The organism is Methermicoccus shengliensis DSM 18856 (assembly GCF_000711905.1).
Taxonomy (GTDB): domain Archaea; phylum Halobacteriota; class Methanosarcinia; order DSM-18856; family Methermicoccaceae; genus Methermicoccus; species Methermicoccus shengliensis.
Genome location: NZ_JONQ01000013.1, coordinates 1 through 22,333, shown reverse-complemented (window position 1 = coordinate 22,333; position 22,333 = coordinate 1). Strand labels below are relative to the sequence as shown.

Annotated in this window: 22 protein-coding genes and 2 tRNA genes; 9 read left to right on the top strand and 15 right to left on the bottom strand. The window is 55.6% G+C overall.

Going from position 1 to position 22,333, the window contains the following annotated elements; translation table 11 throughout:
* Positions 1-50: 50 nt before the first annotated feature.
* Complete coding sequence (thiI, locus tag BP07_RS05365; protein ID WP_042686679.1) at positions 51-1,226, top strand: tRNA uracil 4-sulfurtransferase ThiI; 1,176 nt, start codon at positions 51-53, stop codon at positions 1,224-1,226.
* On the opposite strand, the gene BP07_RS05360 is transcribed toward thiI, so the two are convergent.
* The 5 genes from BP07_RS05360 to BP07_RS05340 all read right to left on the bottom strand — a co-directional run bounded on the left by BP07_RS05360 (position 1,220) and on the right by BP07_RS05340 (position 4,694).
* The gene (locus tag BP07_RS05360; protein WP_042686677.1) at positions 1,220-1,465 is read right to left on the bottom strand and encodes a hypothetical protein; all 246 of its coding nucleotides are present in this window, start codon (positions 1,463-1,465) and stop codon (positions 1,220-1,222) included. The genes thiI and BP07_RS05360 overlap by 7 nt on opposite strands.
* Positions 1,466-1,565: 100 nt before the next feature.
* A complete protein-coding gene (locus BP07_RS05355) occupies positions 1,566-2,276 on the bottom strand; it encodes an RPA family protein (RefSeq protein ID WP_338045902.1) in 711 nt (236 codons plus the stop codon).
* The gene (locus tag BP07_RS05350; protein WP_169736249.1) at positions 2,273-3,202 is read right to left on the bottom strand and encodes a replication factor A; all 930 of its coding nucleotides are present in this window, start codon (positions 3,200-3,202) and stop codon (positions 2,273-2,275) included. Before BP07_RS05350 ends, BP07_RS05355 begins: the two co-directional genes overlap by 4 nt.
* 93 nt (positions 3,203-3,295) lie before the next feature.
* Complete coding sequence (locus BP07_RS05345; protein WP_245597061.1) at positions 3,296-4,519, bottom strand: phytoene desaturase family protein; 1,224 nt, start codon at positions 4,517-4,519, stop codon at positions 3,296-3,298.
* A gap of 10 nt (positions 4,520-4,529) precedes the next feature.
* Positions 4,530-4,694: a 4Fe-4S binding protein gene (locus BP07_RS05340; RefSeq protein WP_042686671.1), complete on the bottom strand. Its 165-nt coding sequence runs from the start codon at positions 4,692-4,694 to the stop codon at positions 4,530-4,532.
* Positions 4,695-4,797: 103 nt separating this feature from the next.
* On the opposite strand from BP07_RS05340, the gene BP07_RS05335 reads away from it, so the two are divergent.
* Together BP07_RS05335 and BP07_RS05330 are read left to right on the top strand one after the other, a co-directional pair.
* Positions 4,798-5,220 carry a bifunctional nuclease family protein gene (locus BP07_RS05335; protein WP_052353272.1) on the top strand — a complete coding sequence of 141 codons (423 nt, stop codon included), beginning with the start codon at positions 4,798-4,800 and terminating at the stop codon, positions 5,218-5,220.
* A 151-nt stretch (positions 5,221-5,371) separates the two neighbouring features.
* Complete coding sequence (locus BP07_RS05330; protein ID WP_277352328.1) at positions 5,372-6,838, top strand: DHH family phosphoesterase; 1,467 nt, start codon at positions 5,372-5,374, stop codon at positions 6,836-6,838.
* A 144-nt stretch (positions 6,839-6,982) separates the two neighbouring features.
* Here BP07_RS05330 and mmp10 read toward each other — a convergent pair whose 3' ends face one another.
* Complete coding sequence (gene mmp10 / locus BP07_RS05325; RefSeq protein WP_042686667.1) at positions 6,983-8,206, bottom strand: methyl coenzyme M reductase-arginine methyltransferase Mmp10; 1,224 nt, start codon at positions 8,204-8,206, stop codon at positions 6,983-6,985.
* A gap of 105 nt (positions 8,207-8,311) precedes the next feature.
* Here mmp10 and BP07_RS05320 point away from each other — a divergent pair, with 105 nt between their 5' ends.
* A complete protein-coding gene (locus tag BP07_RS05320; RefSeq protein ID WP_042686665.1) occupies positions 8,312-9,202 on the top strand; it encodes a dihydroorotate dehydrogenase in 891 nt (296 codons plus the stop codon).
* Positions 9,203-9,205: 3 nt separating this feature from the next.
* Here the strand turns inward: BP07_RS05320 and BP07_RS05315 are convergent.
* The 7 genes from BP07_RS05315 to arcS form a co-directional block, all read right to left on the bottom strand.
* Positions 9,206-9,277: transfer RNA gene (locus BP07_RS05315), tRNA-Arg, on the bottom strand.
* Positions 9,278-9,679: 402 nt separating this feature from the next.
* On the bottom strand, positions 9,680-9,895 hold the full coding sequence (locus BP07_RS05310; RefSeq protein ID WP_052353039.1) for an antitoxin VapB family protein: 216 nt from the start codon (positions 9,893-9,895) through the stop codon (positions 9,680-9,682).
* Positions 9,896-10,078: 183 nt separating this feature from the next.
* A complete protein-coding gene (gene thsB, locus BP07_RS05305; RefSeq protein ID WP_042686664.1) occupies positions 10,079-11,725 on the bottom strand; it encodes a thermosome subunit beta in 1,647 nt (548 codons plus the stop codon).
* A gap of 100 nt (positions 11,726-11,825) precedes the next feature.
* Positions 11,826-12,680 carry a heme o synthase gene (cyoE, locus tag BP07_RS05300; RefSeq protein ID WP_042686662.1) on the bottom strand — a complete coding sequence of 285 codons (855 nt, stop codon included), beginning with the start codon at positions 12,678-12,680 and terminating at the stop codon, positions 11,826-11,828.
* A 299-nt stretch (positions 12,681-12,979) separates the two neighbouring features.
* Positions 12,980-13,051, bottom strand: a tRNA-Gly gene (locus BP07_RS05295).
* A 40-nt stretch (positions 13,052-13,091) separates the two neighbouring features.
* Positions 13,092-13,853, bottom strand: a complete 762-nt coding sequence (locus BP07_RS05290; RefSeq protein WP_157203099.1) for a PD-(D/E)XK nuclease family protein — start codon at positions 13,851-13,853, stop codon at positions 13,092-13,094.
* Complete coding sequence (gene arcS, locus BP07_RS05285) at positions 13,850-15,643, bottom strand: archaeosine synthase subunit alpha (RefSeq protein WP_042686658.1); 1,794 nt, start codon at positions 15,641-15,643, stop codon at positions 13,850-13,852. The genes BP07_RS05290 and arcS overlap by 4 nt, the downstream gene beginning before the upstream one ends.
* Before the next feature lie 53 nt (positions 15,644-15,696).
* On the opposite strand from arcS, the gene BP07_RS05280 reads away from it, so the two are divergent.
* Positions 15,697-16,995 carry a tRNA(Ile)(2)-agmatinylcytidine synthase gene (locus tag BP07_RS05280; RefSeq protein ID WP_042686656.1) on the top strand — a complete coding sequence of 433 codons (1,299 nt, stop codon included), beginning with the start codon at positions 15,697-15,699 and terminating at the stop codon, positions 16,993-16,995.
* Between the two features lie 30 nt (positions 16,996-17,025).
* Entirely contained in the window at positions 17,026-17,841 is an 816-nt protein-coding gene (locus BP07_RS05275) for a fumarate hydratase (RefSeq protein WP_042686654.1), read from the top strand.
* On the opposite strand, the gene BP07_RS05270 is transcribed toward BP07_RS05275, so the two are convergent.
* Positions 17,838-18,440, bottom strand: a complete 603-nt coding sequence (locus BP07_RS05270; protein WP_211247064.1) for a TIGR00296 family protein — start codon at positions 18,438-18,440, stop codon at positions 17,838-17,840. The two genes, BP07_RS05275 and BP07_RS05270, sit on opposite strands and share 4 nt — an antisense overlap.
* An 87-nt stretch (positions 18,441-18,527) precedes the next feature.
* On the opposite strand from BP07_RS05270, the gene BP07_RS05265 reads away from it, so the two are divergent.
* Together BP07_RS05265 and BP07_RS05260 are read left to right on the top strand one after the other, a co-directional pair.
* Positions 18,528-19,037, top strand: coding sequence for a deoxycytidylate deaminase (locus BP07_RS05265; protein ID WP_052353271.1), 510 nt, complete (start codon positions 18,528-18,530; stop codon positions 19,035-19,037).
* Positions 19,006-20,922, top strand: a complete 1,917-nt coding sequence (locus BP07_RS05260; protein WP_042686650.1) for a phosphoadenosine phosphosulfate reductase domain-containing protein — start codon at positions 19,006-19,008, stop codon at positions 20,920-20,922. Before BP07_RS05265 ends, BP07_RS05260 begins: the two co-directional genes overlap by 32 nt.
* A 593-nt stretch (positions 20,923-21,515) precedes the next feature.
* On the opposite strand, the gene BP07_RS08810 is transcribed toward BP07_RS05260, so the two are convergent.
* A complete protein-coding gene (locus BP07_RS08810; protein WP_157203098.1) occupies positions 21,516-21,806 on the bottom strand; it encodes a hypothetical protein in 291 nt (96 codons plus the stop codon).
* 342 nt (positions 21,807-22,148) lie between these two features.
* Here BP07_RS08810 and BP07_RS05250 point away from each other — a divergent pair.
* Positions 22,149-22,333: hypothetical protein (locus BP07_RS05250; protein ID WP_042686646.1), on the top strand; the 185-nt coding region annotated here is incomplete at its 3' end.

The following is a 22,333-nucleotide window of genomic DNA, read 5'->3' as shown; positions in this document are numbered from 1 at the left end:
ATATTGGCGTGAGCACCAACCCTATATGTAGAGGTGCTGAAGGTTTCATCATGCGCTGCGATGTGGTCATTGTGAGGTATGGGGAGGTGGGCATCAAGCGCCAGCGGGCAAGGAGCAGATATGAGCGCACACTGGTGCGCAATATCGAGGCGAGGCTCACGCATCTTGGCATACCCTATGAGCGCATTGTGCGCGAGTGGGGAAGGCTGTTCATAATCACCAAGGACGAGAGGGCGGCGGCAGAGGCTGCCAACGTGTTTGGTGTGGTCTCTGCGAGCCCTGCGGCACGATGCGCTCCAGTGCTCGACGAGGTGGCAGAAGTGGCAGCGAGCGTGGCTGCCGAGCATCTCAAAGAGGGAGATAGCTTTGCCATCAGAGCAAGGCGAGCTGGTGAGCACCCCTTCACATCTCAGGAGGTGGCAGTGGTGTGTGGCGATGCCGTGCGCGAGAGGGTGAAGGGGGTACACGTTGACCTCAATAGTCCAGACGTTGAGGTGTTCGTGGAGGTAAGACAGGGGGCAGCCTATGTGTACACCCACATCGCAAGGGGTGTGGGTGGGCTTCCCATTGGCACGCAAGGAAAAATGGTGGGGCTGGTCTCAGGGGGCATAGACTCGCCAGTGGCGTGCTGGCTCATGATGAAAAGGGGATGTGAGCTCGTGGGGCTCTACATCGACCTCTCTCCCTATGCAGACGTGAGAACAAAAGAGAGAGCCATGGATACCCTCAGACGGCTTTCTGAGTGGTGTGTGGGCCACCCCATACGGGTGTACGAGGTACCAGTGGGGCGCATAATGGAGCAGATTAAAAAAACGCTTCCGCCGGGAATGACATGCGTGCTCTGTAAGCGAATGATGTACAGAATAGCGGCATGCGTAATGAGGAGAGAGGGAGCACTTGGCATCATCACGGGAAGCTCCCTTGGCCAGGTGGCATCTCAGACTGCGATGAACATGACAGCCGAGGTACATGGGATGGGAGTTCCCATATACCATCCCCTCATAGCAATGGACAAGACCGAGAGCATAGCACTCGCCAGGCAGATAGGCACCTACTCCATATCCACTGAGCCTGTCGGGGGATGCACGGCCGTGCCAGCCCACCCGAGAGTGAGTGTGAAGCCAGATGAGGTCACTGAGGCCGAGCGAAAAATAGGCCTACAGGAACTCGTGGAGATGTGCATGCAGGAGGCAACAGTGCACACCCTTGACCCCCGCAATCAGTAGGTGTCGTAGTTCATGTCCACGGTCTCTATCTTGAACAGCACTCCCATCCCCTGCAGACTGCTCTTCACCTTGTCGGCAAGGGAGAGCACATCATCCACACTGACGTTTGATTCGCCCCAATCGTACACATAGTCATAGTTGCCCGTAAGCGGCTTGAAGCCGAGAGATACGAGTGTTCTCGTGACCTCAGAGGGGTTTCCACCATCGCTCGAAAACCACACCAAGAGATAGCTCTTCATGGACACTCCTCGTTTCTGGGTGTGCTGCTTACTGTGTAAGCAGCAGTTGATTACAGAGTAATCAACTCTCCACTACTTCATACTATAAATCTCCATCGCTTCAGATGTCCAGCTCATCGGCCTCATCGAATTCGAGGTCGAACAGGTCATACTCGCCTTCCTCGATTTCTCCTCCAAACTCGCTGAACTGCTCTTCCTTTGTCTCTTCTACCGCGGGAGGCACCTCTTTTTCGGATGGCTCTATGGCCGAAAGGGTGGAGAGGGCATCGTACACCACCTTGGCATAATACACCACATCGGTGTGATAGTGCTCGAGTGCCCGCTGGGCCGTCTCTGTGGAGCGCTCTCTTATCGCCTCGAGCCTGTCCAGCGTTTGCACCGCAGTTTCCAGCACCCATCTGTTTCTAACGTCCTCATCCACCTCTGATATGAACTCTGGCCTGATGGACGTTCTCGTATCCCCTCCCTCGGCAGTGTACGTGCTCACCTTGCCCACCACAGCTATGAAGGTGGGCGGCTCTATCTCGGCCAGCGAGTGCATTGCCTCTGGCTGATACTGCCCTGCGTATATCGAGAACACGCCAGTGGGATCCACCACCCTCCCCCTCCAGTACTCCACCTCAACACCAATGTCCTCCTTCTCCGTGAGCACGCCCACTATGAACAGCCTGTTGACCTCGGCACCTGTGGGGGTGAGCACATAGTTGGGCGAGTATTTGTCATCCCCCCTCTTATATGAGAGGTCGGACTCGTTGAACTCCTGTGCAAACACCCTTCTCGAGACCTCCCTCATGATGCCCATTGCCATCATCTCGCCTCCATCAGCTGCATTGCCCTCGCCCTCACATCCTCTATTTCCTCACCCTCTATCGGAGGAAGGGGCTCCACCTCATCGACGAGCAGGTACTGACCCACGACGTTTCCCCTGACCTTGAAGTACCTGCCGAGCACCCTCTTGGCAATCTCGCCCTTCACGACCTCCATATCAAATTCCCTCTTTGCCATCTCCTTTGCATCCTCGAGAGTGATGCCCGTGGTGATTTCTGTCAGCTCCCTGTTGAACAGCACGTCCTGTGTGCGCACGCCATCGTCGAGTACCGCCTTGATTCTAAGGTCGTATACCCCCTCCACCTTTCCATGCTCGTTGCACGTGTTCTTTATCAGCGCCCTCTTGCACTCTGGACATCGCTTGATGAGTCCAGAGCCCTGCTGCACTGCCACAATTGCGCCCACCATGGTGTTCTGCTGGGATGCCACCTCTATGTCTTCATCGAGGGGGATTATTTCGGAGTTTTTGTTGAGTTTTATGCTGTACTGTCCCTGCCACACATCGGTGACCACATTCTTGAACAGGTACACACCATCCAGCCTCACATCGGGAAGGCCCGCACTCGTCCACTTGACGAACCTGACCACCCCGGAGGAGTCTCCTATGAGCCCGACCTGTGATACCGCCTCGCTCTTGTTATCCCACAGCTGCACCACCTTTCCCTTGACGTTCACCCATCTTCCCGGAGCGTCGATGTCCTTTATGTGCTCGAGAGTCTGGGTTTCGGCACTCATGAGCTGCGTTCGTGGTATCTTGTGCTCCTTGAGAAAGTAGTTCACCACGCTTCTTTTTGCTTCCTGCTCTGGAACGTGAAACTTCTCTATGAGCAGCTTCAGTCGCTCCTCGATTTCGCCTATATCTATGTCCACTCCCGCCTCTTTAAAAACAGACTGGATCTCTTCTGCCATCTTTCTCATCCAGATCATCTCTGATGCTTTCAGGGTGCGTTGATGTATCGAGCACCCATGAGTTATGTGAGAGATGAGAATAAAAATGTTCGCTCACGTCTTAAGCACGTGAGAGAGCACCTGCTCAACACCCATCGCTATGCCGTCCACCTCTATCCCACCCCTTCCTTTCACACCATCGCCCACGAGGTACAGCCCATCGAATGGAGTGAAGGGAGAGACGTCGAGCCCTGAGCGGCAGCGGTTGACGGGCCACCCATCGCTGTAGCTCTGTGCCATGAGCAGCCTTGGTCTCGCATGGGGAAACATCTGCCTCACATCCTGCACCCCAAGCCTAATCTCAGACCTTACATCCGAGGAGAGCACGCGCTGATGACTCATCAAAAGATGCATCCCCTCTGGCGCCAGCGAGGGGTCGGCATGGGACACCTCCACAACACCACACACCCTTTTCGCATATGGTGTGAACACGATGGCATGATGGCCAAGCAGGGGCTCTCGTGAGGCGAATGAGAGCTTGATTCCACTCGATGGGGTGCACCTTTCCACCTGCTTTGCATACCACTGAGGAACGGCACAGCTCAGCATGGAGAGGGTGTGGGTGGGCCCTGCATTGCTCACCACAATATCTGCGTTGTGGGTACCATCAGGGCTTGCACACCCCACGACCCTCCCATCCTCCACGAGTATCTCCTTCACCTCCACCCCCTTGCTCACCCTTCCTCCCTCTTCTTCTATGACCTCCACCAGCCCATCGATTATAGCACCGCACCCACCCCTGACGAGGGCGGGCATGCCAAACCTCCGTATATTCTGAAGCACTGCGACCATCTCTGCTGCCGACACCTCATCACACCCAAGGGAGAGCGCCCATCCGCAAAAGCTGTCAGATACCCTGAGCAGGTAATCGTCCCGTATGCGGGGATAAAACCACTCTCTGAAGGTGCGCTGTGATGGTGGTCTCAGCATTGCGAGCAGCGAGAGTATGCCAAGCTTCACCCTGTTCACAGTGCTAAGACGCTTTGCAAAGTCCACAAATGGAATGTGTGTGCCATCCTCCAGCCGAAGAAGGGCGGGTGGATCCTCATACACCATCTCCGTGGGCACCCCAAGCCGGCGCAAAAGCATTCCAAGAGGGCCCGTCGCCCCGTGGGGCACCATGTGTAGCGCCCCAGTGGACAGAGTGTATCCCATGTAGGGAAGGTTGGCAAACCTCCCCCCAACCCTCGGAAGCCTCTCGAGCACGTGCACGTCCACCCCCTCCCTCGCGAGTCCGGCTGCCGTGAGCAGCCCGCCAAGCCCAGCCCCGATGACCACCGCCCTCAAGTTATCCCTCCACCCGTATCGCCTGCACAGGACAGTACCGCACACACAGCCCACATTGTGTGCATCCCTTCCCCACCACGGCTCTGCCGCACACCCTTATTGCATGCACTGGACAGAATGCCGCACACTCACCACACCCCACGCACCTCTCCGAGACCACGGGCATGCCCCATCCAATGGGCACTGCACAAAAATATAATTTACGGCAGCACAAGGTTTAATAGAGATTAGTTAAGAGATATGCTTGGGGCATAATGAGCGAACTTTTGATGGAAGTAAAGGGTGTGTATGCCACTGATAACGGACCATTTGTGGCTTTGGTAACCGATGAGGAGGGCTATCGGGACTTCATTCTTCCGATATTCATAGACGAGGCTCAGGCTCACTTCATCTCAATTGCCCTGGAGGGCAGAACGATGCCAAGGCCCCTGACCCACGACCTGATGGTCTCCATCATCAATGAGATGGGTGGAGCGGTGGACAGGGTGGTGATAGACCACCTCGATAACAACGTGTTTTATGCGAGACTCTACATCGAGGAGTACTTTGGAGAGGAGAGGAGAGAGGTCTGTGTGGATGCCAGACCGAGTGATTGCATTGCGCTATGCATAAGGGCTGGAGCCCCCATATACGTCAGCAAGGAGGTCATGGAGAAGGCTGCTGTGAAGATAGGCGGCGAGAACACCACATAGCAGTTTTCGAAAAGCTCTTAAGGATGGCATGGTGTAGAGGGTCGTAGCAGCACTGTGAGTTGGAGGAATCTCCATCACGAACTCAAAGACAGCAGACATCCAAGAAGATGTAAAGGAAAGGGGCGAGCCTGACCTCGAGCCAGAGTACCTCGTGCTGGGAGGAGGGACGATGGGTTTTGCGATTGCCAAGGCCCTCTCAGAGCGAGGGAAGGTGCTCATCATAGACAATGATTCCACCAAGGTGAACACGTTCGTCGAGCAGGACCTGGATGCGCTGTTTGGCGACTTCACCGACGAGAGCATTCTGAAGGGGATGAGGCTCGGGAAGCTCAGGGCGGTGCTCATCACAACATCACAGGGCGCAGTGAACAAAAAGGCCCTGTCTATCGTGAAAAAGCTTGTCCCCCACGCGTACGTTATATGCAGAGCAGAGAGCCTCCAGCAGAGAGAAGCGCTTGAGAACATGGGAGCCGACCTCGTTCTCGTGCCCCACCTGGAGATTGCCAAGGTGGTAAGGCACACCATCGAAAAGGAGGAGGTGCACACAAGGGCAAAGCTGCTTCTCGACGTGCTCATGAGGGCACACGGTAAAAGACTGGGCATCATCGTGCACGACAATCCAGACCCAGACGCAATAAGCAGTGCACTCGCCCTGCAGGAGATGGCAGCCCTCATGAATGTGGAGTCCACCATCCTATACCATGGGGAGATAGGACATCAGGAGAACAAGGCACTCGTCAACCTGCTTGGCATCGAACTCGAGAAGGTGGAGGAGCACGAGCTTGCGGAGTTTTCCATGCTGGCATTGGTGGATTGCACTAAGCCGGGTGTGAACAACGTGGTGCCCGAGGATGCCCACGTGTCCATCGTAATCGACCACCACCCGCATGAGGGTGAGGTGCATGCCGAGTTCGTGGATATAAGACCCGAGCTTGGAGCCACCGCCACCATAATGGCAGAGTACTTCACAGAGCTTGGACTTCCCCTCGATGAAAAGCTCGCCACAGCCCTGTTATACGGCATCCGCACTGATACGAAGGGCTTCACAAAACAGATAACTCCCCAGGACTTCATGGCTGCAGCCCACCTATACCCCTATGCAGACCACGAGATTCTCTCCCAGATAGAGAACCCCTCCATCTCCACCGAGACACTGGATGCCATTGCCATTGCCATATTCAACAAAAAGATCAGGGGCAGCTATCTGATCTCGAACGTTGGAGTAATAAAGGACAGGGATGTGATTCCTCAAGCTGCCGAGAACCTGCTGAGGCTAGAGGGGATACTGACAGTGCTGGTGTTCGGAATCACGGATGACATGATATACATCTCATCGAGGACAAAGGACATCAGGCTCAACCTCGGCGAGGTGATGAGGCGGGCTTATGGTAAGAATGCGGGGGGGCACTCCACCGCTGCTGGAGCACAGATACCCCTTGGTCTTTTCAAGGACATCAAGGAGAAAGACAGGCTAATCAAGCTCGTGGACGAGGTAATCACGCGCAAGTTCTTAGAGGCCGTGGGGTTAGAGGAAAAGCCTCAGCCCATCCCAGCCAATGGCAAGGAGGGGGTCCCCTCAGAGGCTGAGTCAAATCAGCTTAACGAAGCTGGCACGTGAGTGGATTAATGGGGTGTGGCTAAGCCACACCCCTTAATGCGCTATTTTGCCGGCTTTTGTAAAAAGCCGACGTGAGTGGATTAATGGAGGATGGCTGTGCCATCCCCCTTAATGCGCTGTTTTGCTGGCTTTTGTAAAAAGCCACTATACGCCCACGGCATTGATGAGCGAGATGAGTTCGCACAGCTGCTCCCTCTCGAAGGCAAGCACCTCCTCCTTTGTCATGGAAATACTCATCTCCCCATCGAGGGTGAGCTTGTCGGGACCCCGGCGGATGAGCCTGTCCACGCCATCGGCACACAGCATCCTCTTAAGCTCTGCGTCGTGCACGAGAACCCTCCCGGGCACGATTACAGTCTCCTTCAGCTCTGAGAGGTTCACTCTCGCTAAGTCCCTCGCCGTGATGAGGTCGGCGATGTCCACATCCACCCCCACCACATTCACCTCTTCTGCGCCGAGCAGCTCGAAAAGTGCTGCGAGCATGGGTCGTGCCACCCTGCCAGTGATGAGGGTCGCCCCCTTCCTCACCTTGGGGAGGCTTCTCAACATCTCCTCGTCCTCGAGGATTGAGAAGGGGGAGCCCACCTGCGCATCGAGCAGGGGGGTGCCCACCACCCTGAAGGAAAACTGCCTCGCCACATCCAGCACGATGTCCCTGAACTGCTCCACTGTGTGGGGAATGATGCCGGGCAGGATTGGAGCGTTGTTGAGTATGAGCCCCTGAGAGGGTTCGTTTGCAAATCGCATCAGGATGAGCCCTGCAACGCCCATCTCCTCAAGACGCTCACACGTGCGATACAGCTCTGCCCCATCGTTCACGCCGGGTATGAGCACCGATGCGGCATACACATCACATGACTGAGAGAACCTCTCGAGGCACTCGATAGATGCACTGGGACTCTGGTCCCCCATCCATCTCTTCCGAAGTGCTGGCTCTGTGGAGAACACTGTGAACGAGACCTCGCTCACACCATGACTGATGAGCCTCTCTGCACAAGAGACATCATCAAATCCCTTGCCGCTGGTGTAGCCAAGGTGAATGGGTATATCAAGCTCCCCCATCAGCTCTGTGAGGGTGAAAAGCGCGGGATAGCAGCTCAAATCTCCGCCTCCGCTGATTGTGAACTTTTCCACCGATGGGGCTGTCCGAAGGGTGCGGTTCACCTCAGATACCACCATCTCCAGTGGCTTGAAAGAGGGATAGCGCTCGATGATGCTGCTCTCACAGTATGCACACCCTTTCTTGAAGGGCAGACAGTGCCTACACCCAAAGGGCTCGGTGAGCTTTGCTCCCTTGAAGTAGCAGTATGCACAAAAGCCCCGACAGTCGTGCCCAGGACGACCTCCCACATCGGCCAGGATGTTCATGCAGTGCTCAGCATCCTGCTCAACCTATTTAAGATGTAGTATGGGGGGAAACGGAGGACTTTATAACGGAGGACTTTATATAAGTGGGGCTCGAAGTTGAGCCCGATGCTCTCGTGCACCCTGACGAAACTTCAGCTCAAAAACCCCCTCATCCTCGCCTCGGGAATCATGGGCAGCTCGGCATCTGCCCTGCTGCGCATGGCGAGGGCTGGAGCTGGCGCAGTGGTAACAAAGTCGCTGGGCCTTTTGCCAAGGGAGGGATATCCCAACCCCACGGTGATAGAGGTGGAGGGTGGGCTGCTCAATGCCATGGGACTCCCCAATCCCTCGGCAGAGGCGTTTGCAGAGGATGTGGAGAGGGTGAAGCAAGAGGGGGTCGTGGTGATAGCCTCGATATTCGGCTCTACCCCCGAGGAGTTCGCGCTTGCGGCCAGCGTGCTCTCTCCTCACGCATTCGAGCTCAACCTCAGCTGCCCACATGCGGAAGGGTATGGGGCAGACATAGGAGCCGACCCCAAGGCGGTAAGGGAGGTTGTGTGTGCCGTGAAGGACGTGGTGGACGTGCCCGTGTGGGCAAAGCTGACGCCCAATGTTTCCAGCATATCTGCCATAGGGCTGGCCGCGCAGGAGGGGGGTGCCGATGCGGTGGTGGCAATCAACACGCTCAAGGCGATGGCAATCGACATACACTCTGGACATCCCATTCTCGCAAACAGGTTTGGGGGGCTATCGGGGGCTGCCATAAAGCCCGTGGGGGTGCGGTGCGTGTATGAACTCTACGAGGTGCTGGACATACCCATAATTGGCGTTGGGGGGGTAAATGAGTGGCAGGACGTGGTGGAGTACATGATGGCCGGAGCGCGTGCCGTGCAGATAGGCTCTGCGGTGGTGAGGGATGCCGAGGTGTTCTCCCACATCGCCACAGGGCTCGAGCAGTTCCTCAAAGAAAGGGGCTTGACCCTCGAGGACATAACAGGGCTCGCCCACAGGGTATAGAGATGTCCCGACCGGGAATCGAACCCGGGTCAAGGGCTCCGCAGGCCCTCAGGATATCCGCTACCCCATCGGGACACTTGTGGGTTAAAATCGCTTGCAACATATCGTTTTGGCTTTGCATAACTTTATGCAATCCTCCCTTACCGTTCCACTATTTAGGGGTTTTGGAGAAGTGTTGATTGACAAATCAACAGCCTATTTTGGCTTATACTCTATGACCCTTAAGATGGGGCACATTGTAAAAATCACTGTCAGAGGTTATTATCCACTGTCAGAGGTTTATCCAGCTGTCAGAGGTCATTATCCAGCCATCATGCCATAATGTTAGAGCTGCGATGAGCTCATCAAACTCTTAAAATTTCAATGGGCTTGAGAAGCTCCCTAATGCGTCCTCTAACTCCTTCATCTTCTGGATGACTTCATCTGTCCCCCTCAAGACATCCACCAGAAATGATGTGTCCATCACTGGCATGAGGTTCACTCCTCCTTCTTGCCCATCCTGTGAGGCTCCAAGCCAGCCTCTATGGCATCTGCAAGCTCTGGGTTGGGCTCAAGTGCTGCAAGTATCTCCTTGATGTTCCTTCTCTTGGGATAATACTTGAGTATCACATCAGAGAAGCTCTCCTTTCCTGTCTTAAGGCTCTTCAGCCTCTCATATGCTTCCTCACAGATGCTGATGGTCTTTGTTGCCATGCTCCACAGTGTGTATGTATGTGTATTTTAGGGTTTGGGGGCAGTGTTTATGGTTAGCACAAAAAGATGGGGGGAACTCTGCAGGCCCTCAGGATACTATCCCATCGGCTCATTGGCGTATGTGCCTGCAACAAAGGCAACAATGTTGTAGCAATTGTATAGAGGTGAAAAAAGGTGGGAGACTTACTCGAAGTCTCCCGTGCCGCCCTCTCCACCTATGTCGGGCGTGCCGCCCTCGCCGCCTTCCTTCTCCTTGCTGGCGGCAATCACATCGTCTATCCTCAGCACCATCACGGCAGTCTCTGCTGCCGAGGAGATGGCCTGGGTCTTGACCTTCAGGGGCTCGATTACGCCCTTCTCCCACATGTCCACGACCTCGCCCGTGAACACGTCCAGCCCTGCATTGACCTTACCATCCTCATGGGCACTTCTGAGCTCAACCAGCTTGTCGATTGGGTCAAGCCCTGCGTTCTCCGCGAGCATCCTCGGAATGATCTCCAACGAGTCGGCAAATGCCTGCACTGCGAGCTGCTCCCTGCCCTTCAGGGTGTTGGCGTACTCCCTGAGTCTGAGAGCCAGCTCTATCTCGGGCGCGCCACCGCCAGCCACGAGCTTCTCGGTCTCGACGGCTGCCTCGACCACCCTGAGGGCGTCGGTGAGTGCTCTCTCGACCTCATCGACCACGTGCTCTGTGCCTCCCCTCACGAGGATGGACACAGACTTGGGGTTCTTGCAGCCAGTCACGAAGATCATGTCCTCGGTGCCCACCTTCCTCTCCTCTACCAGCTCTGCTTCTCCGAGGTCCTCGGGCTTGATGTCATCGAGGCTCGTGATGATCTTGCCACCCGTCGCTCTGGAGAGCTTCTCGATGTCGCTCTTCCTCACTCTTCGGACGGCAAGCACCTTAGCCTTGGAGAGGAAGTGCTGAGCCATGTCGTCGATGCCCTTCTGGCAGAACACCACATTGGCGCCCACATCTACAATCTTCTGCACCATGTCCTTGAGCATCTTCTCCTCTTGGTCGAGGAACTGCTGGAGCTGGTCTGGAGAGGTGATTTGAATCTCGGCGTCCACCTCGGTGTCCTTGAGCTCGATGGCACACGACAGCAGGGCAATCTTGGCATTCGATACCTTCTTGGGCATGTTGGCGTGCACTCTTTCCTTGTCGATGATCATGCCGTTGACCATCGTGGTGTCCTCGATGCTGCCGCCCACCTTCTTCTCGACCTTGATGTTGTCGATGTCCACGTCCTTCTTGCCATTGCTCTCCTCGACCACGGCCCTCACGGCGTCCACACATATCTTGGCAAGCTTGTCCCTTGCACTCTCTGCACCCTTTCCGGTCATGGCGGTGACGGCAAGCTTGGTCAGCACCTCCTCATCGTCGGCAGACACTGGGGTGGCAAACTCATTGAGAATCTCCTCTGCCTTCTTGGAGGCAAGCCTGTATCCAGATGCGATGATGGTGGGGTGAACATCCTGCTCGAGCAAGTCCTCGGCCTTCTCCAGCAGCTCTCCAGCCAGCACGGCGGCAGTGGTCGTGCCATCGCCCACCTCATCGTCCTGTGTCTTGGCGACCTCCACCACCATCTTGGCGGCGGGGTGCTCGATGTCCATCTCCTTGAGGATGGTCACACCATCGTTGGTGATTACGATGTCGCCCAAGGGGTCCACGAGCATCTTGTCCATACCCTTTGGACCAAGGGTGGTCTTCACGGCATTGGCAACTGCCTTGGCCGCCATGATGTTGTTATACTGGGCATCCCTGCCCCTCGTTCTCTGCGTTCCCTCCTTCAGAATGAATATAGGCTGTCCCATGTACTGTGCCATTTTTTATCCCTCCAATGACTTTGAAGCGGTTTATGGGATGTTTGTCCTTCTATAAAAAGTTTGCTGTTGGGTGTGCCATCCATTGAGGCATCTCAATGAGCTACACCACCACACCAACCACCATGGAGCAAAACACTGCACCCAGCGTAATGCTCGCAAGCCTGTACATTCCTCTTGCCTCCTCCCTCGATGGAGAGAGGGCAAACCTCACAGAGCGGTAAAGCAGATACGACGTAATCAGCACCGAGGTCAGAAGATAGGCGTAGCCAAGGGGGAGCAGCAAGAACACCACTCCCACGAGCACCAGCATGGTGGAGACACCAATCACGATCATCCACGATGTCCTCTCCATCCCCACAACGAGGGGAAGCATGGGCACCCCAGACAGGCGGTAATCCTCCTCAAAGTACATGGATAGGTACCAGATGTGGGCGGGAATCCATACCAGCACTATGAGGGAGAGCACAATTCCAGCAGGCTCAACAGCCCCACGGGCAGCAGTCCAGCCGGCAAGCGAGGGCATCGCCCCAGCCACGCCTCCAAGCACAATCGAATAGGGGCTCTTGCGCTTTAGAATCACGGTGTACACGAGGATGTCGAAGAGCAGCCCGAGGGCGAGCACGGCTGCAAGAGAGATGCTGAGCATCAGCCCAAAAAACATGCCAGCTGCAAACAGGGCAGAGCCGTACAGGGCACATGCCCATGGGGCAAGCCTGCCAGACGGCAGGGGTCTGTTTTTCGTTCTGGGCATTAGCACATCGATGTCCATGTCCAGCCACATGTTGAGAGCCGTGGTGCCCGCAACCGCCAGCAGCACCGCCAGCATGCTCAGAACAAAATGGGCTGCACTGATGTTGTGTTCGGCGGCAACGAAATACGCCACCGCACAGGTGATCATCAGCAGGGTGGTCTGCTTGGGCTTTATTAGCTCTATAAAGGGGGCGAGCCTCGACATTGCGTTCTGGCTTTTTCTGGCACATACTTCAACGTTTCGAAAACTGGGCACCCTCAAGTTGCAATGATTCAAACGGGGAGGTACCATTCACATCCCAATGGCTTTCTGCCCCCTCTACTGATTTTTCAGCTCCCAATATCATTTAAATAGCGATGGGGGCTCCAAACATTGTTAAGAGTAAAAATGATGTGTGAATCGGTGTGAACTAGCTTTGATGTTAGTCTGTGCAGGATGGACAAAAAGAGCCATAAAACCAACTCTCTTTTCCTGAGGGTGTGGATTTCAATCCACAATCCCAATGCGCCAGTCGGGATTCGAACCCGAGTTTAGGCGTTGGCAACGCCTAGTGATAACCGCTACACTACTGGCGCGCACGTATCCCCACTATCACACAGGTATATAGATTTTTCCTCAGAATCGGCCAAGGAGCCTTGAGAGCAGCGTTCCCCTTGTTGGGCACTCATCCTTAAGAGGACATCTTGCACATGCCCTGTAGTTGGGCTTTGCCCTCTCGTTCAGAGTGTGGATACCCTCTATGCACCTCAGGCACTCCCGCCTCTCTGCTGCCCTTATGGGAAACCTCCTCACTACGCCCGCCGAGGCATACTCAACCTGTGCCCATTTGGGCCTTTCCCCCTCTTCCTCCATCAGCAGGGCGTATCCCGTAGCCTGCAGCCTGTCCATCGCCCACACACCCACCGATGGGGCATTCCCAGTCCTTATGATGGATGGAATGAGTCCATCATCACCATCCCCAACGAGCTTATCCACCGTCCCGCTGAGTCCCAACTCATCGCTATACATCGTGTGCTGTATCTTCAGCGGCTCTATCATCCAGCCCCTTCCATCTTTTGCGAGCACTTCAAGGCCCCTTGCCACCTCACCAGCCAGTGCGGCAAGCTCACTTGCCACATGAGATAGCGTGCTCTGCTCGATCTCTGGATGAATGCGAGCGACGTTGTCCTTCACCCACGAGAGCTCGCGAAGAAGCCCCTCCACAATAGAGGCTCTGTCATCGGCAAGGGCAAGGTGGTATCGAAGCGCCCACTCCTTGTGCACAATACGAAGGGCGTGCCTTTGCTCGTCTCCCCACAGGTGCCTTCCCTCACGCACGAGCCTTAGCCTCAGGGGGCACGCAGCGTATATGGGTATCTCCGAGACCCTTGCCATCATAGCTCCCTGTACCCCCTGACACTGATTGCCGCTCCATAGGTGGAGCTTTGCATCTCGGTTGCACCCATAAGCGCCGTGCCAACCCCCATGCATCTTTCGCCGTAGAACACCACCTCGTCCCCTGCCCTGACCTCGGGGCTCACCGATGTGATGCCACGCACCGTGATTGAGCCATGGGGCACGAACTCCCCTATGCTCACCTTGTAGGCATCGCATTGAAGCAAGCGCTCCCCAGCAAGTACCGAGAGCGAGAGCTTCCCATGCTCGGGCACAGTGCTAAACAGGTGCCTGCCCTGCTCGTACACCCGAAGACGTGGATACCTGCCCTCCAGCCTCATATTCCCTTGTATGAGGTGCTCAGAGAGCCCTGCTCCGAACTGGTAGTCGCACATGGCGCGCACAGCATCACCCATCCCCCTTCTGGGAGCTGGCTGTGCCATCCGCTCGAGGGCCTCCTTTAGCGCCCTCAGGGATTCTGGACTCGTGGGGGCTCCCTCACAGGTGTAGATGGGCTCATAGCCCATCTCTCGAGTAGCCCTCCTGCACACCTCGAGAAAGCCTCCCTCTGCATGCACCACGATGTTCTCATAGTGTGTGCGCTCCAAAAAGCGAGTGAGGCAGCGGGTGCCCCACGCAATCTCATCCTCACTCCATATCCCGCTCACGGGTATGTCATAGTGCGCACAGGGATACACCAGCTCAAGCTCACGGGGCACCACCCCAAGGGGTGAGGTGATTACCACCTCCTGCACATCAAACCTGCCAGTGATGCGCATGAATGCCCTGTGGCTGGGCGAGGTGGAGTAGGGCTTTCTGGCAGAGCATGGCAGCAGCACCAGTGTGTCGCATGTGCGGGGCGTGAACCTCTCCATCACCCTGCTGGCAAACCTAAGCACCTCCACCCTTCTAAGGCTAAGCTCGGTGTTTGCCCGCAGGGGTGTGGCTGAATAGACGTGCACGAAGGGCTCCACCCTCCCATACATGGAGTCGAGAATGCTCATCGCCACGCACGCCCAGTTGCTAAAGCCCCTCTTGGCCTCTGCATACTCCCTGAGCCTTCCCATGGCAAGGTGATGCCTGACGGACTCCATCTCCTCTCTCAGCATCCACAGGTTGTGCCGATAAACACTCTCCAGCCTCTCCTCAAAGGATTGCTCGTCCTCCTTCCTCTCATGGCACTCTGGGCAGTGACACACGAGCTCTTCCCGCTGTAATCTGCCCTCGCGCGTGAATGCCTCGCCCTTCATGGCGGCATCGAGGCACGCCACATCGTCCACGAGGTCAACCCCACAGAGCACCAGAACTGCGAGGTTTGCGGGCTCGGCGAGGGCTGGAGCATATACAGGGACGTTGTAGGGCTGGCGCTCCCTGAGGGCAAGCATGCACTCCACGAACAATCTTGGCTCCCGTCTCATGCTCTGGGCAGCGCCCAGCACGTACAGCTCCCTTTCTGGTACCAGCTCTGGTGTCGCAGGACACACCACCTCTCCCTTTGGGCCCGGGCTCTCACACAGTTCGGCATACAAAAAATCGCCTTTCAACGCTTTCAACGAGCGGTAAAACGACGTGGCCTCTTCCCTCAGAGACGCTGGAGGGCACTTGTGAGGAAGCACGAGCACATGCTCGCCCCCCTCCCTCTGGGGCACGCTGGGAGCCCATGCACTCTTCGTCTCCAGTATCCTGTGCTCGAGCGCCGAGCCACGCTCGATAATCATCGGAGTGTAGTACGTCTCACCGAGAGTGAGCCTGCCCAGCCTGGCAAGGTAGTGCCTTGCGAGCACCTCAAACATACACCTTCCTCTTACCCAACCATTTTAAGCATTTGTGATGTAACATTCAAGAGATGTTCATAGGCATCGACGACACCGACTCCCCAGATGGTATGTGCACCACATACCTGTGTGCCCACTTAGTGAAGGCTCTCGGCAGCGTGGGAAGGGCGAGCCATCCAATGCTCATCAGGCTCAACCCAAATGTGAAGTTCAAGACGAGGGGCAATGCCGCCGTGGCATTCCACTTTTCTGGAGCGGTAAAGGAGGCGATGGACATCGTGATCGAGGAGGTGTCCCACCTCTCCATGCTCTCCTGTGAGAACACACATCCTGGCGTGGTGTTCATACAGGACGAGCTGCTTCCCCACATTCGCACCAGCCCGGAGCTGCTGGGATTTCCCATGCGGGCAATTCGCCACCTCGTGTCCCTCGATGAAGTGGAGCGTCTCTTGACCAAGCATGGTATCCAGAGCTTTCATCTCAAGCTGGGAAGGGGGAGGATTGGGGCGCTGGCGGCTGCAATCACATGCCTCGTGGATACACACCTGCCAGAGTTCACAAGCCAAGTGCTGCCAGAGCACACCTATGAGCTCATCGCCTACAGGGACAGAAAGATGTGGGGAAGACCAAGAGTGGTGAATGCCAGCTCGGTGTTCAGGGCAGATGCCAGCTCATACCCAAGGACATGGGACACCGTGGACATTGCCAACAGGGAGCTCGTGTGCGTGCCCAACACCCGATGTCCCGTGCTGCTTGGCATCCGCGGAGAGAGCGAGGATGCCGTGCTGGAGGTGTTCTCCAAAATCGAGTGTGAGAGGGCGGCCCACGTGATGGTGTTCAAGACCAACCAGGGCACCGATGTGCACCTCCAGGAGGGCACCATTGGGCACCTCGTGGAGGGTGAGAGCTACATCGTGAGGGGTGTGGTATCAAAGCCACCCTACACCATAAGAGGAGGGCACGTGTTCTTCTCCATTGCAGATGGCGAGAGAGAGCTGATGTGTGCAGCATTCGAGCCCACCAAGCAGTTCAGAAATATCGTGAGGAAGCTCATAGCTGGCGATGTGGTCAGAGTGTGGGGTGCATATCAGGAGGGGGTGTTAAACCTCGAAAAGCTCGAGGTGGTCGAGCTGGTGAGGGCGGTGCCCAAAAACCCCACGTGTCCCGTATGCAACAGGAGCATGGAGTCCGCAGGCAGAAACAAGGGGTTCAGGTGCTCAAGATGCCACACCCGCCATCCCTCAAGGGTGTGGGCTCCACTGGAAAGGGGGATTGAGAAGGGGCTCTATGAGGTGCCACCATGTGCCAGAAGGCATCTTGCCAAGCCGCTGGTGAGGTTTGAGAGAGAGGACGTGCATCCCATGCGATGAGTTAATAAGGCAAGGTGCACAGGAGAGTGCATGGACTTTGATGGGGTGGTGGAAAAGCTCGTCGAGACCATACGAAGGGCACAGCTTTCACTGCCAGATGATGTGAAGGCTGCCATAGTGCGGGCACATGCAGCAGAGAGCCATGAGCCCGCCAAAATGTGCCTTGAGGCCATTCTGAGGAACATCGAGCTTGCAGAGCAGATGGGAGTTCCCATCTGTCAGGACACCGGCCTTCCGATATTCTTCGTTGAGCTCGGAAGGGAGCGTGTTCTCGAGATAGACGTTGAGCGCGCAATCGTGGAGGCGGTAAGGCGGGCCACGCTCGATGTACCACTCAGACCCAACACCGTACACCCCCTGACAAGAGAGAATGCGAGGGACAACACTGGCACGGGAATGCCAGAGATAAAGTACCACCTCACAGAGGGAGATGGGCTCCGCATCACCTACATGCCAAAAGGGGCAGGCTCTGAGAACATGAGCTGTGCAACGATGCTCAAGCCCAGTGAGGTGGACAATGTGGAGCGATTCGTGGTGGAGTGTGTGCACAGGGCTGGGGGGCTTCCCTGCCCACCTGTGGTTGTGGGTGTGGGTGTGGGGGGCTCGTTCGATGGGTGTGCACTCCTGGCAAAAAGGGCACTGCTCGAGCCCATCGGCACCATGGATGAGCTGGAGCACTCACTGTATCGGAAGATAAATGCCCTCGGGATTGGTGCCATGGGGCTCGGAGGAGACATCACCGCGCTGGGCGTCAGGGTGATGTATGCCCACTGCCACACGGCGTCGCTTCCAGTGGCCGTTAACATTGGGTGCTGGGCAAACAGGAGGGGTACGCTCGAGCTTTAGCACACGCTCTTTTCCACCACATCGCCCCCTGGCTCGACCTCCTCGAATATCTGCCCTTCAAAAGTGCACACCTCAGTCCTCTCATCCAGCCACATGTCGGGGCTCAAGCCAGCCTTAAGACACGTGTGGCAGAGAAACTCCACCTCATCCATGCCGTGCTCTGGAGCCACCTGGGGCAGCAGCAGCCCCTGATGGGGGCCATACCTCACCATCAGACCGTGTTTTCCAATCTCGATGTGCTCTGGAAGCTCGCGTGGGCTGCATCTTACGGGTGTCGGCTCTGTGAGCACCGTGAGCTCCACCACGATGTGCTCCAGCTCCGATGCACTGACGGGAGGAAACCTTGGATCAGAAATGGCAGCGCTTATCGCAGCCTCCACGATTGCCTCCTTCAGGGGGTGGATGGGGTATGGAAAGCCTATGCATCCCCTAAGCTCCTTGCCATCCCCCACTCTGTGGAGAGTAACGAACACTCCCCTTTTCTCCTCGAACACCTTGGGAAGCCCAGAGGGCTCTATTCGCCTCCCCTCTTTCAGATAGCTCTCTATCGCCTCTCTTGCCAGAACCACTGCCAGCCTTCCCTCCTCCTTCGTGAGCATGTACATCCCAACACACGTTTGGTTGGAGCTATATAAGGACTCTTTGGGACAAAGCATATATTGGCATCGTCCAATTCAGTGTCCAAGATGAGCTGTGAGAAGAGACCATCGCTGGACGAGTACTTCATGAGGATTGCGGAGGTGGTATCGAGCCGCTCCACCTGCCTCAGAACGAGAGTGGGTGCTGTGCTGGTGAGAGATAAGCGCATTCTCTCCACGGGCTACAATGGTGTTCCCTCTGGAATGGTGCACTGCCTCGAGCTCGGATGTCTGCGCCAGCAGAGCAACATTCCCTCTGGAGAGCGCCACGAGCTGTGCAGAGCTGTGCACGCAGAGCAGAACGCCATCATACAGGCAGCGCTTCATGGCGTGAGCACCGAGGGTGCAACGCTGTACTGCACCCATCAGCCCTGCATCCTGTGTGCCAAGATGCTCATTAATGCCAAGATAAAGCGGGTGGTGTTCAAAAACAGCTATCCAGACACCAAGGCCTTGGAGTTCTTCGAGAATGCGGGCGTGGAGGTGGTGCAGCTTCCCGAGGGGGACGTGCCCGAGGAGGGTATGGATGAAAAAGAGGCGAAAGAGGGGAAGGCCTGAGCTTGGAAAAAACCACCTGCACTGGTGTGAGCACTGTGGCGTGCCCGTGCTGGATAAGGTATGCGGAATATGTGGCGGCGCCACGAGGCAGATAGGGCTAACGCCTCCATACGACGTCAGGCCCGCCTTCGAAACCGACATACGCCGCATCAACGAGTGCACCCAGAGACAGTTTGGATGCGAAATTCTGAGTCCCCATGAGCCAGTGGTGCTCTCCAAGGTGCCCTACGTGGACAGAATGGACGAGGTGATAGCGCGTGGATGTGTGCTGGGCTCGATGAGATTCGAGCTCGAGGGGATGAGGTGGGTATTCCTTCCGAGGCTGGAGGCTGCCAGAGCTATGGAGCCCAGCCGGGGGGTGGTTGAGGTGGATAAGGGAGCGATGGAGTCCATATGCTCGGGGGGAAGTGTGCTCGCCCCCGGTGTGCTCTCCGTGAGCCCGGAGGTCAGGGCAGGGGACGAGGTGGTGGTGTACTGTGGCGATACACCCATCGCGTGCGGCAGGGCGAGGATGGATGCAGGGCACATGCGAGGTGGCAGGGGTGTTGCGGTAAAGGTCAGGTGGCGAAGGGGTGGGGTGCCCCTCGAGGCTGTGCACTTCGGCAGCGAGCGCGAGCTCAGAGGGGCGCTCGTGAGAGCAAACTCTCACGTGATGAGTGCATTTCGGGAGGAGGCACTGGCGTTCATCCAGAGGATGGTCGAGCACTCGTCTCTACCCATCACGGTATCCTACTCTGGAGGAAAGGACAGCCTTGCAGTGCTGCTGCTGTGCCTTGAGGTGCTGGACAGGGTGGATGTGCTGTTTGCCAACACGGGCCTCGAGTTTCCCGAGACCCTCGAAAACGTGCATGAGGTGGTGGATACCTATGGCTTAAGGCTCGTGGAAAGCAACGCAGAAGACGCATTCTGGCAGTCCCTGTCAACGTTTGGCCCCCCTTCGGTGGACATGAGGTGGTGCTGCAAGGTGTGCAAGCTTGGACCGCTGGCAAGGCTGATAGCAGAGCACTATCCAGAGGGATGCCTCTCCTTCATCGGACAGCGAAGATATGAGTCCGAGGCGAGGGCGAGGAGTGGCAGGGTGTGGAAGAATCCATGGGTCATCAATCAGGTGGGCGCATCGCCGATACAGCACTGGACGGCAATGCACGTATGGCTCTATCTTTTCTCCAAGAACGCCCCATACAACCCTCTCTACGAGGTGGGCTATGACAGAATAGGGTGCTGGATGTGCCCCTCCTCCAGCGTGGCAGACCTGCACTCCCTGAAACACACACATCCCCAGCTCAGCAGGCGATGGGAGGAGGCGCTGCTCCACTATTCAAACACTCATGGGCTGAGCGATATGTGGGCAATGCTCGGGCTCTGGAGATGGAGTGAGCCACCCCAGGAGCTCGCACAGCTCGCACACAACCTCGGGATTGAGACGAGACCAACTCCATCCTCCACAACCCTCGAGTTCTCCATGACCTCTGGTGGCAGGACGTGCACTGGCGGGATCAGTGCCGAGGGCAGGTTCTCCTCTGGACTGGACATACCCATGCTCGCCGAGAGTGGACAGCTTCGCCCGCTTGGAAGGACGGTGTGCACGGAGGAGGTGGTAATCGTCCATGGAAAGAGGGCAACAGTGCACATATACGCCTCTGGCGCAGTGGTGGCAAGGGCTAAGGACGAGAAGGATGCCAAGAGGGCGCTGGAGCTTGCCGAAAAGCTCATCAGAAGGGCTTATGCGTGCACTGGATGTGGCGTGTGCATACCATACTGTCCAGTGGGAGCTATCTCAATCGAAAAGAGGGCAATGACCTCAGAGGAGTGTACATCGTGTGGCAGGTGCCTTGTGGCATGTCCAGCCATCCGATACGACCCTCTGAGCATATCAGAGGTGTAGCTCACATCTTTGGTGGGGGCTCCATAAAATCACCTCGCAAGGGGACCAATTTCAATGGGTGGGGGAATTGGGCTCTGGGGGGAATTGGGCTCTGTTAACTTATTGTTGGTGAGGTAGGGTGGGGTAGTAGGTAGCAGTAAACGTTAAAAACTTCATAGAAAAAGAGAATAGCTGTAAAGTGATTGTCGTACATTATTTAGTCAAATTGAGACCATTTAGACAGTCTGACTCTGAGACATCGGTAATAATTATGAAGAAAGGTGAACAAACTGAACGAAACAGCATAAAATTCATGGGTGTGAAACTTGTTTGAGACTAGTTTCAAACATGTTTCAAACATCTTTCATGGTGATTTCGAATAATGTTCTGTGAATTTTAGCCTTTACCAAGCTTCTTGGACAAACACAATATCATAGCTATATCTATCAATGTAAATGTCAACAATATAGTCTACAGCAACCTCTGGCGTAGGATCGTACCAATGAATCACCCAACAGTAATGATCTTCGCCGTCAACAGGTTTGCCACCGATACTAGCAACGCTTTCAAAATCTTTTATCTTCTATTGTTCATCAACTTGGTACACCATGCCATCAGATGTCAGATATACTCTCCTCGTATGTCGCATTGGGGTGCATCTCGAGGTATTTTTTAACAGCTGAATGCTGTTTGGATATTTCTACGAGTTTCTGAACGTTTGTGTTATTTAAACCATATCGTTGAAGGTTAATGAAGTTTTCAACTTCACTTATCCAGCTTTTATCTATTTCGTCATTTCTCATAATTGCCCAGCACCCATATCCTTTTTCGCCAACACTCTTAGTTAATATATGACCTTCTAAGTTACCTTCCAAAACAAACACGATTTTCTCGACACTCGTCAAGATTCTGTAACCTTTGTCATTAGTTATATGGCCGAGCGATAGCGAGGCGAAGAGCGAAGCGACGAAGCGTTCTGCCCCGAAGCCGCTAAATAAATCAATTCATCCAATAATTTTCATACATACACCGTGTCCCGGTGCAACAAACTTAGGTTTGAGAGATCTTAATTCCTTAACCAACTTTTCCCGGACATCTGGAACAGGAATATGATCCACTCCACTAATCTTCAGAGCATCTTTACTTTTGTGGCATATAAATGTGGACGTTCAAGAGATGGTTGAAGGAATTAATCGCTTGATTGATGATGCAATAGGTTTCTGGGAAAAACATATGGAGGAATCCCCATGAAGATCGTCAGAAACGGCTCGAAAGGTGTTGCGAAGGGTACAGATGAGCTGTTCACAGGAAGTGCGTTCATCGAGCTCGTCCTTCTTGGGCCGGAAAACCCCCAGGGTAACGGTTGCATTTGTGACGTTCGAACCGGGCTCAAGAACCGCATGGACCGCATGGCACACGCATCCAGCGGGAC